The sequence below is a fragment of the Streptomyces sp. 796.1 genome (assembly GCF_047525675.1).
Classification (GTDB): domain Bacteria; phylum Actinomycetota; class Actinomycetes; order Streptomycetales; family Streptomycetaceae; genus Streptomyces.
The window spans coordinates 103130-117864 of record NZ_JBLIWA010000014.1; the positions used below are offsets into that span (position 1 = coordinate 103130).

Sequence of the window (14735 nt, forward strand, 5' to 3'; positions counted from 1 at the left end):
GTCGTTCCGCCGCCGTTCTCCGATACCGGATCCGATCCTCCGAACCGCTCCTCGGATTGGTTCGGCAGCGATTGTCTGGCCCTTTCGCGGCGTGAAATAGCGCCCACCGACTCGGATTAGGTCGACTTTAGTGCGGTCCACGACGCTGACAGGCAGGCGGGCCTGCGAACGACGCACTGCACCATCCCTGGATTGAGCGAAGCCGCCCTTCGCCGCACCACGAGCCGTTCGCGCCTGACGCCCGCCCCGTTCAGCAAAGGCACGGGCCGCCGGTGATCGCCGAGGGAAGTGGGTACGCCGCCAATGGCGAACAATGAAGAGAAACTTCTCGACTACCTCAAGCGCGTGACGGCGGACCTGCGTCAAACCCAACGCCGTCTCAAGGACGTCGAGTCGGCCGGCCACGAGCCGGTGGCGATCGTCGGCATGGCGTGCCGCTTCCCCGGGGGCGTACGGTCCCCCGAGGAGCTGTGGGAGTTGGTGGCCGAGGGCCGGGACGCCGTCTCGGAGGTGCCGACCGACCGCAACTGGGACCTGGACAACTTCTACGACCCCGACCCCGAGCACCCGGGTACGAGCTACGCCCGCGAGGGCGGTTTCCTGGACGACGCCGCCGGGTTCGACGCCGGGTTCTTCGGGATCAGCCCGCGCGAGGCGCTGGCCATGGCGCCGCAGCAGCGGTTGGCGCTCGAAGCGTCGTGGGAGGCCATCGAGCACGCCGGGATCGACCCGGAGTCGTTGCGTGGCAGCCAGACCGGCACCTTCATCGGCTGTGACCACCTGGACTACGTGTCGGACGAGTCGCAGGTGCCCGAGGGTTCGGCCGGCTACTTCACGATCGGCAACTCCGCGAGCGTCGTCTCGGGCCGGGTCGCGTACACCCTCGGCCTCGAAGGCGCGGCCGTCACCGTGGACACCGCCTGCTCCTCGTCGCTGGTGGCGATGCACCTGGCCTGTCAGGCGATTCGGCAGGGCGAGTGCGACATGGCGCTGGCCGGCGGCGCCGCCGTCATGTCGTCCAAGGCCCCGTTCGTCGGCTTCAGCGATCTGCGTGGGCTGGCTCCGGACGGCAGGTCCAAGCCGTTCGCGCAGGCCGCCGACGGCATCTCGATGTCCGAGGGCGTCGGCGTACTGCTGTTGGAGCGACTGTCGGACGCCCGCAGGAACGGGCACCGTGTGCTCGCCGTGATCCGGGGCACGGCCGTCAATCAGGACGGCGCCAGCAACGGTCTGACCGCCCCCAACGGCCCGGCCCAGCAGCGCGTGATCCGGCAGGCGCTGGCGGCTGCCCGACTGGTCGCGTCCGACGTGGACGCCGTCGAGGCGCACGGCACCGGCACCGCGCTGGGTGACCCGATCGAGGCACAGGCCCTCCTCGCCACCTACGGCCAGGACCGGCCCGCCGACCGGCCGCTGTGGCTGGGTTCCATCAAGTCCAACATCGGCCACTCGCAGATGGCTGCGGGCGCCGCCGGCGTGATCAAGATGGTGCTGGCGATGCAGCACGAGCTGCTGCCCGCCTCGCTGCACATCGACGAGCCGACACAGCACGTGGACTGGTCGTCGGGCGCCATCCACCTGCTGACCGAGGCGGTCGAGTGGCCGCAGGGTGACCACCCGCGCCGGGCTGGCGTGTCGTCCTTCGGTATCAGCGGCACCAATGCGCACGTGGTCCTGGAGCAAGCGCCCGCGGGCGACGTGCCGGAGGGTGACGCGACCGACGGGCCGGACCAGCAGGTGGCGGGCGAGCAGATCGCCGACGAGGCCCCGGCGGCGGAGGCCGCGTCCGATGCTGGCCCGTCGGCAGGGTTGGTGGACGGCACCGTGCCGTGGCTGGTCTCGGCCCGCTCCCCGGAGGCGCTGCGCGGCCAGGCTCGGGCGTTGGTCGAGCGAGTAGCGGGTGACCCGGAGGTGTCGCCGCTCGACGTCAGTTGGTCACTGGTGTCGACCCGTACCCAGTTCGAGCAGCGGGCTGTGGTCGTCGGCAACGACCGCGAAGAACTGATCGCCGGCCTCACCGCCCTCGCCACCGGCGAAACCCACCCCGCACTGGTGAGCCCCAGCACCACAGAAGCCCCCGCCGGGGACGACACGGTCTTCCTCTTCAGCGGCCAGGGCAGCCAACGGGCCGGTATGGGGCGGGAGTTGTACGAACGCTTCCCCGTCTACGCGGAAGCCTTCGACCAGGTCTGCGCTCTTCTCGACCCCCACCTCGACCACCCCCTACGCGAAGTCGTCTTCACCGGCGGACCGGATGGGCTTCTCGACCACACCACCTACGCACAAGCCGGCCTCTTCGCCTTGCAGGTCGCGATGGCACGACTCCTCGACTCCCTGGGAGTACGACCGGACGCGGTGATCGGGCACTCCATCGGCGAGATCGCCGCCGCCCACGTCGCCGGCGTCTTCTCCCTCCCCGACGCCTGCCACCTCGTCGCCCACCGCGCCACCCTGATGGGGAGCCTGCCCACCGGGGGTGCCATGGCCACACTCGCCGTCACTCCTGAAGAGTTGACGGACGACCTCGCGGCCCATGACGGGTACGTGAGCATCGCCGCACTCAACACCCCCGGCAACACCGTCATCTCCGGCCCAGCCGATCGCGTAGAAACCATCCGCGCACACTGGGCAGATCGGGGACGTAAGACACGCTCTCTTACGGTCAGCCACGCGTTCCACTCACCGCTGATGGACTCGATCCTGGCACCGTTCACCGAGGCCATCAGCCATCTCACCTACCACCAGCCTTCTATCCCCCTCATCAGCAACCTCACCGGACAACCCGCCGACCCCACCCACATCACCACCCCCACCTACTGGGCTGAGCACATCCGCCAACCCGTCCACTTCCACCCCGCCATCACCCACACCACACCCACCACCCACACCTACCTCGAACTCGGCCCCGACCCCACCCTCACCACCGCCACCCAACACACCCTCCACCACCACACCACCACCCACAACAACACCGAACCCGAAACCGACACCCAACCCACCCCCCACACCATCCCCACCCTCACCCGCAAACGACCCGACAACCAAGGGTTCACCCATGCCCTGGCCGGTCTGCACGCGGTGGGTGTGTCGGTGGACTGGGCGGGCTGGTTCCCGGCGGCACCCAAGCCGCAGGTGGTGAAGCTTCCCACGTACGCCTTCCAGCACCAGCGGTTCTGGTTGGACGCGCCGGCGCCGCGGGTCGTGGGGGGTACGGAGCTGCTGGACGCAACCGAGCAGCAGCTCTGGCACGCCATCGAGGAGCTCGACGTCGATGCGCTCTCCAGCACCCTGGGGTTGGATCGGGAGAGCCCGGGCTTCGATGCGCTGTTGCCCGCCCTGCCCGTGCTCTCCGCCTGGCGGCGGGGGCACCGTGAGCAGTCGGTGGTGGACTCCTGGCGGTACGAGGCGACCTGGCAGCGGCTCGCCGATCCGGCCAGGCCGGTGCTGAGCGGTAGCTGGCTGGTGGTGGTGCCCGCCGGGTTCACGGATCACCCGGCCGTGGACACCGTCGTACAGGCGCTGTCCGGGCACGGTGCCACGGTCATCGACCAGGTGGTGGCGGCGGGCGGCGTGGAGCGGGCGGCGCTTGCCTCGGGTCTGCTGGAGCGCATCGGGGACGTCGGGGTTTCCGGTGTGGTCAGCCTGTTGGCGCTGGACGGGGCGGCCCATCCGGTTCATTCGGGTGTTTCGGCTGGGCTCGCTGCCACCGTCGGGCTGGTGCAGGCGTTGGGTGATGCGGAGGTGGCGGCACCGCTGTGGTGCCTGACCCAGGGGGCGGTGGCCGCCTCGGCTGCCGATCCGCTGCCCCATCCCGATCAGGCACAGGTGTGGGGTCTGGGTCGGGTCGCCGCGCTGGAGCACCCGCACCGCTGGGGCGGGCTGGTCGACCTGCCCACGGCCATCGACCACCACACGGCGGAACGCGTCGCGGCGGCACTGGCCGCCGAGGCGGGCGAGGACCAGGTGGCCGTCCGTGGAGGATTGTTCACCAGGCGGCTACGGCAGGCGTCGGGCACGTCCGGCGGTGCCTCCTGGGCGCCGTCCGGCACCACCCTCATCACGGGTGGCACCGGCGGGTTGGGTGCGGAGGTGGCACGCTGGTTGGCGCGCGCGGGCGCCCCGCGGCTGCTGCTGGCCAGCCGGAGCGGGCCGCAGGCGTCCGGGGCGACGGAGCTGGCCGACGAGCTGACCGCTCTGGGGACCGCGGTCAGCGTGGTCTCCTGTGACGTCGCCGATCGGGACCAGGTGGCCCGGCTGCTCGCGGACGTACCGGACGAGCAGCCGCTGACCGCGGTGGTCCACACGGCCGGCGTGCTGGCGGCGGGCACCCTGGCCGAGCTCGACCTGGCGGACCTGGACCGGATGCTGCGGTCCAAGGCGGTGTCCGCTTCCCATCTGCACGAGTTGACGCGCGGTCTGGGGCTGAGCGCGTTCGTCCTGTTCTCGTCGAACGCGGCCACCTGGGGCAGTGGTCACCAGGCCGGCTACGCCGCGGCCAACACCTATCTCGACGCGCTCGCCGAACACCGCCGCGCCCTCGGCCTGCCCGCCACCAGCATCGCCTGGGGCCCGTGGGGTGGCGCCGGGATGGCCGCCGACGATGCCGGACTCGCCTACCTCAAGCGCCGCGGGCTCGCCCCGCTCGCCCCCGAGCTGGGCATCAAGTCGCTCCAGGCTGCCCTGGAGCAGGGTGACACGGTCGTCACGGTGGCGGACGTCGACTGGGAGAAGTTCCGTACCGGGTTCACGGCGCAGCGGCCGAGCCCGCTGTTGAGCGAGGTGGCTCCGGTCGCCGCGGGGTCCGGCGGCGGAGCGGAGGAGGCGGCCGGCAGCCCGCTGCGGCAGCAGCTCGCGCAGGGAACGCCCGCCGAGCAGCAGCGGTTCCTGCTTGAGCTCGTACAGCGGCACGCCGCGACGATCCTCGGGCACCCGTCGCCGGATTCCGTGTCGCCCAGCCAGCCCTTCCAAGAGCTCGGGTTCGACTCGATCACCGCGGTTGAGCTGCGCAATCAGTTGGCCAACAGTACGGGCATCGCCATCGCGCCGACGCTGGTGTTCGACCACCCGACGCCCCAGGCGGTCGCCAGCCACCTGCGGAGTCAGCTCACCGGGCAGCGGGTCGCGGTCGCCGCGCAGACGGCGAGTGCGGTCGGCAGCGACGAGCCGATCGCCATCGTCGGCATGGCCTGCCGCTACCCCGGCGGTGTCCGGACGCCGCAGGACCTGTGGGAGCTGGTCGCCGACGGCAGGGACGCCGTCGCCGAGATGCCCATTGACCGGAACTGGGACCTGGCGACCCTGTTCCACCCGGACCCGGAGCACCTGGGCACCAGTTACGCGAGCGAGGGCGGGTTCCTCTACGACGCGGCCGAGTTCGACGCCGGGTTCTTCGGGATCAGCCCGCGCGAGGCGCTGGCCATGGACCCCCAACAGCGACTCCTCCTGGAGACGGCCTGGGAGACCTTCGAGAACGCCGGCCTGGACCGCGAGGCGCTGCACGGCAGCAACACGGGTGTGTTCGCCGGCGGTACGTTCCAGGGTTACGGGGCGACGGGTACGGCGTCCGCGCAGGAGGTCGAGGGTTACCTGTTGGCAGGTGGCACGCCGAGCGTGATGTCGGGGCGGCTGGCGTACTCCTTCGGGCTTGAGGGCCCGGCGGTGACGGTGGACACGGCCTGCTCGTCGTCGCTGGTGGCGATGCACCTGGCGGCCCAGGCGCTGCGCCAGGGTGAGTGCAGTCTGGCGCTGGCCGGTGGTGTCACCGTGATGGCCACGCCCACCACGTTCGTGGAGTTTTCGCGGCAGCGCGGGCTGGCGCCCGACGGCCGGTGCAAGCCGTTCGCTGCGGCTGCCGACGGCACCGGTTGGGGCGAGGGAGCGGGCCTCATCCTGCTGGAGCGGCTGTCCGACGCCCAGCGCAACGGGCACCAGGTGCTCGCCGTCCTCCGAGGTTCGGCGATCAACCAGGACGGTACGAGCAATGGCCTGACGGCCCCGAACGGGCCTTCGCAGCAGCGGGTCATCGGCCAGGCACTCGCCAACGCACACCTCACCCCGGCCGAGGTCGACGCCGTCGAAGCGCACGGCACCGGTACGACCCTGGGTGACCCGATCGAGGCACAGGCCCTGCTCGCCACCTACGGCCAGGACCGACCCGAAGGCCGACCGCTGTGGCTGGGTTCCATCAAGTCCAACATCGGACACACCCAGGCGGCTTCGGGTGTGGCGGGTGTGATCAAGATGGTGCTGGCGATGCGGCACGGCGTACTGCCCGCCTCGCTGCACATCGACGAGCCGACGCCGCACGTCGACTGGGCGTCGGGGGAGGTACGGCTGCTCACGGAGCGGGCCGCGTGGCCGGCGGCGGACCGGCCGCGTCGGGCGGCCGTCTCCTCGTTCGGCATCAGCGGCACCAACGCCCACATCATCCTGGAACAGGCACCCGCCCCGGCACCGGTGTCGGTCGCGGCGAGCACGCCGGAGCGGAACGCGGAGCAGGACGCGACCGCCACCACCCCGCCGGCCCAGGTGCTGCCGTGGTTGGTGTCGGCGCGTAGCGGTGAGGCGTTGCGGGCCCAGGCACGGTCCCTGGTGGAACGGGTCACGACCGATCCCGAACTCTCCCCCACCGACCTCGGCTGGTCCCTCCTCACCACCCGTACTCAGTTCGAGCAGCGGGCCGTGGTCGTCGGCAACGACCGCGAAGAACTGATCGCCGGCCTCACCGCCCTCGCCACCGGCGAAACCCACCCCGCACTGGTCAGCCCCAGCACCACAGAACCCCCCACCGGCGGCGACACGGTCTTCCTCTTCAGCGGCCAGGGCAGCCAACGGGCCGGTATGGGGCGGGAGTTGTACGAACGCTTCCCCGTCTACGCCGAAGCCTTCGACCAGGTCTGCGCTCTTCTCGACCCCCACCTCGACCACCCCCTACGCGAAGTCGTCTTCACCGGCGGACCAGATGGCCTCCTCGACCACACCACCTACGCACAAGCCGGCCTCTTCGCCTTGCAGATCGCCATGGCACGACTCCTCGACTCCCTCGGAGTACGACCGGATGCGGTGATCGGGCACTCCATCGGCGAGATCGCCGCCGCCCATATCGCGGGCGTCTTCTCCCTCCCCGACGCCTGCCACCTCGTCGCCCACCGCGCCACCCTGATGGGCAACCTCCCCACCGGCGGCGCCATGGCCACACTCGCCGTCACCCCCGAAGAGTTGACAGACGACCTCGCAACCCATGACGGGTACGTAAGCATCGCCGCACTCAACACCCCCGGCAACACCGTCATCTCCGGCCCAACCGACCGCGTAGAAACCATCCGCACACACTGGGCAGACCAGGGACGTAAGACACGCTCTCTTACGGTCAGCCACGCGTTCCACTCACCGCTGATGGACCCGATCCTGGCACCGTTCACCGAGGCCATCAGCCATCTCACCTACCACCAACCTTCTATCCCCCTCATCAGCAACCTCACCGGACAACCCGCCGACCCCGACCACATCACCACGCCCGCCTACTGGGCTGAGCACATCCGCCAACCCGTCCACTTCCACCCCGCCATCACCCACACCACACCCACCACCCACACCTACCTCGAACTCGGACCCGACCCCACCCTCACCACCGCCACCCAACACACCCTCCACCACCACACCACCCAAGACGAAACAACCGCGACCGTGGACGCGGTGGCGCCCGTGGTGGTGGCGGCGTTGAGCCGGAAGCAGCCCGAGGCACAGGCGTTCGCTCAGGCGTTGGGGAAGCTGCATGTGCACGGCGTACGGGTGGACTGGACGGGCTGGTTCCCGACGAGCCCGCGGCCGACGGTGGTGGAGCTGCCGACGTACGCCTTCCAGCACCAGCGGTTCTGGTTGGCGCCGGCGGAGGTCTCCGGGTCCAGTGCCGAGGGTGGGCACGATGCGGCCGAGGCCGAGTTGTGGGACGCCGTGGAGCGTGAGGACCTGGCGGCGTTGGCCCGTACGCTGGACTCCCCCGAGGAGCAGCAGTCGATGCTCGGGGCGGTGCTTCCCACGCTGTCCGCTTGGCGGCGGGCCAACCGGGAACAGTCGGTCATCGACTCCTGGCGGTACCAGGTCGTCTGGCCGCCATTGACGGTCGAGCCGGCGCCGACGGGGTTGACCGGGACCTGGCTGCTCGTGGTTCCCGACGGGTTCACGGATCACCCTGCCGTACACATCGCGGCGCAGGCGTTGGCCGAGCAGGGTGTGTCGGTGGTGCGGCAGGTCGTTGGTGCTGGGGAGGGAGAACGCGGCGAACTAGCTGATGCACTAGCCGAGTTGACGGCCGGTTCACCTCTTTCGGGTGTGGTGAGCCTGTTGGCGCTGGCCGAGGAGCCGCATCCGGATTACCACGCCGTGTCGGTGGGGTTGGCGGGGACCACCGCGTTGATCCAAGCCCTCGGCGACACCAACACCAACGCACCCCTGTGGTGCCTCACCCAAGGCGCCATCACCACCCACCCCAACGAACCACTCCCCCACCCCCAACAAACACCCATCTGGGGCCTCGGACGCGTCGCCGCCCTCGAACACCCCCACCGCTGGGGCGGACTCATCGACCTCCCCACCACACCCAACCACCACACCACCCACCACCTCGCCACCCTCCTCAACCCCCACCAACCCGAGGACCAAACAGCAATCCGCACCACCCCCCACACCCGACGCCTCCACCACACCCCCACCACACCTCACACCACACCCTGGAAACCCACCGGAACCACCCTCATCACCGGCGGCACCGGAGCACTCGGCACCCACATCGCCCGCTGGCTCGCCCACCAAGGCGCCCCCCACATCCACCTCACCAGCCGCACCGGACCCAACACACCCGGCACCCAACAACTCACCCAAGAACTCAACCAACTCGGCACCACCCTCACCATCACCGCCTGCGACACCAGCAACCCCCAACAACTCCAAAACCTCCTCCACACCATCCCCACCCACACCCCCCTCACCACCATCATCCACGCCGCCGGGACGACGGACACCGAGTACATCGAAGGGTTGGGCCCGGACCGGCTCCAGCACGTCCTTCGGTCGAAGGCGCTGTCCGCGTACCACCTGCACGAGTTGACGAAGGACCTGGATCTCAGCGCGTTCGTCCTCTTCTCCTCCGGCGCCGCCACCTGGGGCGGCAGCCACCAAGGCGCCTACGCCGCCGCCAACACCTACCTCGACGCACTCGCCGAACACCGCCGCGCCCTCGGCCTCCCCGCCACCAGCATCGCCTGGGGTCCATGGGCCGATGCGGGCATGGCGGCGGACGAGACGGCCGTCGACTTCTACCGCCGGCGCGGCATGACACCGCTCGACCCGGAGCTGGCCGTCAAGGCGCTCCAGCACGCGCTCGGGCAGGACGACGCCACGGTGACCATCGCGGACATCGACTGGGAGAAGTTCCCGGCCAGCTTCACCGCACACCGCCCCAGCCCCCTCCTCGCCGACCTCACGCCGGCCGCCGCCGCACCGCAGGCGGGCCCTGAGACGTCAGGGGCGACCAACGCGCTGCGGCAGCGACTCGCCGGCGCCGATCCGACGGCCCAGGTCGCGGTGGTCGTGGAGCACGTCCAGACGCTGGCCGCGGCCATCTTGGGACATGCGAACCCGGAGTCGATCCCGGCGGCCCAGCCGTTCCAGGAGATGGGCTTCGACTCGCTGACCGCGGTCGAACTGCGGAACCAGTTGGCCGCCTCCACCGGCCTCGACCTGTCACCGGCACTCATCTTCGACCACCCCACGCCGACCGCACTGGCGCGCTTCCTCCGCGGTGAGCTCACCGGCCAGCAGGGCGCCACCGCCACCCCGGTGGCCAGCGCGGCGGCCCATGACGAGCCGATCGCGATCGTGGGCATGGCCTGCCGCTACCCGGGTGACGTGGGTTCCCCGGAGGAGTTGTGGGACCTGGTGGTGGCCCAGCGGGACGCGATCAGCGAGATGCCCACCAACCGGAACTGGGACCTGACCGCGCTCTACCACCCCGACCCCGAGCACCACGGCACCAGCTATGTCCGTGAGGGTGGGTTCCTCCACGACGCGGCCGAGTTCGACGCCGGGTTCTTCGGGATCAGCCCGCGCGAGGCGCTGGCCATGGACCCCCAACAGCGACTCCTCCTGGAGACGGCCTGGGAGACCTTCGAGAACGCCGGCCTGGACCGCGAGGCGCTGCACGGCAGCAACACGGGTGTGTTCGCCGGCGTCACCTCGCAGGACTACCTGTCGCTCACCGGCGACACGGCCAGCGACGTCGAGGGTTACGTAGCCACCGGGAACATCGGCAGCGTGGTCACCGGGCGCATCGCGTACTCCTTCGGGCTTGAGGGCCCGGCGGTGACGGTGGACACGGCCTGCTCGTCGTCGCTGGTGGCGATGCACCTGGCGGCCCAGGCGCTGCGCCAGGGTGAGTGCAGTCTGGCGCTGGCCGGCGGTGTCACCGTGATGGCCACACCGGGTGCCTTCGTGGAGTTCTCACGACAGCGCGGGCTCGCACCGGATGCCCGGTGCAAGCCGTTCGCGGATGCCGCCGACGGCATGGTGTGGGGCGAGGGGGCCGGTCTCGTCCTGCTGGAGCGCCTGTCGGACGCGCGGAAGAACGGGCACCAGGTGCTCGCGGTCCTCCGAGGTTCGGCCGTCAACCAGGACGGTACGAGCAACGGCCTGTCCGCGCCGAACGGGCCTTCGCAGCAGCGGGTCATCGGCCAGGCACTCGCCAACGCCCACCTCACCCCGGCCGAGGTCGACGCCGTCGAAGCGCACGGCACCGGTACGACCCTGGGTGACCCGATCGAGGCACAGGCCCTGCTCGCCACCTACGGCCAGGACCGACCCGAAGGCCGACCGCTGTGGCTGGGTTCCATCAAGTCCAATATCGGACACACCCAGGCCGCGGCCGGCGTGGCCAGCGTCATCAAGATGGTGCTGGCCATGCAGCACGGTCTGCTGCCCGCCTCGCTGCACATCGACACACCCTCGTCGAAGATCGACTGGGCGTCCGGAGAGATCCGCCTGTTGTCCGAACCGACCGCGTGGCCGGCGGCGGACCGACCGCGTCGGGCAGCCGTCTCCTCGTTCGGCATCAGCGGCACCAACGCCCACCTCGTGCTTGAGCAGGCACCGCAGCCTCCCGCACCGCTCGGTCCATCGCACGACGACGGAGCCGTGCCGTGGTTGGTGTCGGCGCGTAGTGGTGAGGCGTTGCGGGCCCAGGCACGGTCCCTGGTGGAACGGGTCACGACCGACCCCGAACTCTCCCCCACCGACCTCGGCTGGTCCCTCCTCACCACCCGCACCCACTTCGAGCAGCGGGCCGTGGTCGTCGGCAACGACCGCGAAGAACTGATCGCCGGCCTCACCGCCCTCGCCACCGGCGACACCCACCCCACGCTGGTGAGCCCCAGCACCACAGAAGCCCCCACCGGCGGCGACACGGTCTTCCTCTTCAGCGGCCAAGGCAGCCAACGGGCCGGTATGGGGCGCGAGTTGTACGAACGCTTCCCCGTCTACGCGGAAGCCTTCGACCAGATCTGCTCACTCCTCGACCCCCACCTCGACCACCCCCTACGCGAAGTTGTCTTCACTGGCGGGCCGGATGGGCTTCTCGACCACACCACCTATGCACAAGCCGGCCTCTTCGCGTTGCAGGTCGCGATGGCACGACTCCTCGACTCCCTCGGAGTACGACCGGACGCGGTGATCGGGCACTCCATCGGCGAGATCGCCGCCGCCCATATCGCGGGCGTCTTCTCCCTCCCCGACGCCTGCCACCTCGTCGCCCACCGCGCCACCCTGATGGGAAGCCTGCCCACCGGGGGTGCCATGGCGACACTCGCCGTCACCCCCGAAGAGTTGGCAGACGATCTCGCAGCCCATGACGGGTACGTGAGCATCGCCGCACTCAACACCCCCGGCAACACGGTCATCTCCGGCCCAGCCGACCGCGTAGAAACCATCCGCGCACACTGGGCAGACCAGGGACGCAAAACACGCTCTCTTACGGTCAGCCATGCTTTCCACTCACCGCTGATGGACTCGATCCTGGCACCGTTCACCGAGGCCATCAGCCATCTCACCTACCACCAGCCTTCTATCCCCCTCATCAGCAACCTCACCGGACAACCCGCCGACCCCGACCACATCACCACCCCCACCTACTGGGCTGAGCACATCCGCCAACCCGTCCACTTCCACCCCGCCATCACCCACACCACACCCACCACCCACACCTACCTCGAACTCGGACCCGACCCCACCCTCACCACCGCCACTCAACACACCCTCCACCACCACACCACCACCCACAACAACACCCAACCCGAAACCGACACCCAACCCACCCCCCACACCATCCCCACCCTCACCCGCAAACGACCCGACAACCAAGCGTTCGGGCTTGCGTTGGGGCAGTTGTACCGGGCCGAGGCTCAGGTGGACTGGACGGGTTGGTTCCCGGCGGCACCCAAGCCGCAGGTGGTGAAGCTGCCGACGTACGCCTTCCGGCGGCAGCGCTTCTGGGTGGAGCCGCCGGCCGTACGGGCCGGTGCGGGGCAGGGTTCGGGCGGTGCCGACGACCGGCTGTGGCAGGCGATCGAGGAGCTCGACGTCGACGCGGTGAGCTCGGCGTTGAACGTGGAGCGGGACAGCGAGAGCCTCGCGGCGCTGTTGCCGGCGCTGCCCGTGCTGTCCGACTGGCGGCGGGCCAACCGGGAACAGTCGGTCATCGACTCCTGGCGGTACGGGATCGACTGGGTGCCGCTCCCGGAGGCCGCCGCCCCGGTGCTGGCCGGCAACTGGCTGTTGGTGGTGCCGAGCGGGCACGAGGAGCACCCCGCGGTGCTGATGGCGAGCGAGGCCCTGGACGGCCACGGTGCGCTGCGTACCGACGTGGTGGTGGACGGCTCCACGGTGGGCAGGCGTGACCTGGCCCGTCAGTTGCAGGAGGCGACGGAGACGGCTGCCGAGTGGGACGGCGTGGTGAGCCTGTTGGCCCTGGCCATGGAGCCGCACCCCACGTACGAGGCTGTTTCGGTGGGGTTGGCGGGGACCACCGCGTTGATCCAAGCCCTCGGCGACACCAACACCAACGCACCCCTGTGGTGCCTCACCCAAGGCGCCATCACCACCCACCCCAACGAACCACTCCCCCACCCCCAACAAACACCCATCTGGGGCCTCGGACGCGTCGCCGCCCTCGAACACCCCCACCGCTGGGGCGGACTCATCGACCTCCCCACCACACCCAACCACCACACCACCCACCACCTCGCCACCCTCCTCAACCCCCACCAACCCGAGGACCAAACAGCAATCCGCACCACCCCCCACACCCGACGCCTCCACCACACCCCCACCACACCCCACACCACACCCTGGAAACCCACCGGAACCACCCTCATCACCGGCGGCACCGGAGCACTCGGCACCCACATCGCCCGCTGGCTCGCCCACCAAGGCGCCCCCCACATCCACCTCACCAGCCGCACCGGACCCAACACACCCGGCACCCAACAACTCACCCAAGAACTCAACCAACTCGGCACCACCCTCACCATCACCGCCTGCGACACCAGCAACCCCCAACAACTCCAAAACCTCCTCCACACCATCCCCACCCACACCCCCCTCACCACCATCATCCACGCCGCCGGTATCGCGGAGAACACGCCGTTCACCGAGTTGGACCTGCCGCACATGGACGAGGTGTTGCGGTCGAAGGCGCTGTCCGCGTACCACCTGCACGAGTTGACGAAGGACCTGGATCTCAGCGCGTTCGTCCTCTTCTCCTCCGGCGCCGCCACCTGGGGCGGCAGCCACCAAGGCGCCTACGCCGCCGCCAACACCTACCTCGACGCACTCGCCGAACACCGCCGCGCCCTCGGCCTCCCCGCCACCAGCATCGCCTGGGCCCCGTGGGGTGAGACGGGCATGGCCGCGGACGAAGCGGCGCGTACGTACTACAACCGGCGCGGCATGAACCCGCTCGATCCGGAGCTGGCCGTGCGGTCCCTCCAGCAGGCGCTCAGCCAGGGTGATACGAACCTGGCCGTCGCGGACATCGACTGGGCGAAGTTCCCGGCCAGCTTCACCGCACACCGTCCCAGCCCCCTCCTCGCCGACCTCACACCCACCACGCCCGACAGCGACGGCGGGGCGGAGCCCGGGGCGGTCGACAACGCGCTGCGGCAGCAGCTCGCCGAGAGTTCGCCGGGCCAGCACCACCACATCGTGCTGCACCACATCCAGACCACTGCGGCGCAGGTGCTCGGCCATGCCGGCGTCGATGCCGTACCGGCCAGCCAGCCCTTCCAGGAGCTCGGGTTCGACTCGTTGACCGCGGTCGAGTTCCGGAACCAGTTGGCCACCTCCACCGGCCTCGACCTGTCACCGGCGCTCATCTTCGACCACCCCACGCCGAAGGAGCTGGCCGACTTCGTACGCGAGCAACTCGTCGACGAGGAGGTGGCGTCGGAGGGCCGGCTGTTGTCGGAGCTGGACCGGTGGGACGCGGCGTCGGCCTCGGCCGAGGTGGACGAGGCGGCCAGGCGGCGCATCACCGGGCGCCTCCAACTGCTGCTGGCGAAGTGGAGCGAGCCGGAATCCCACACCCCACGCACGACGGCTCACAGCGACCTGGAGACCGCGACCGCGGAAGACATTTTCGACCTCATCTCCGACGAGTTCGGAAAGTCCTGAGCCCGATGTTCCCACCC

Annotated in this window: 1 protein-coding gene; it reads left to right on the forward strand. The window is 70.0% G+C overall.

Annotation, left to right across the window (positions count from 1 at the left end):
* Positions 1 to 303: 303 nt before the first annotated feature.
* Positions 304 to 14718: a type I polyketide synthase gene (locus ACMA1D_RS12170; RefSeq protein WP_414723918.1), complete on the forward strand. Its 14415-nt coding sequence runs from the start codon at positions 304 to 306 to the stop codon at positions 14716 to 14718.
* Positions 14719 to 14735 lie beyond the last annotated feature (17 nt).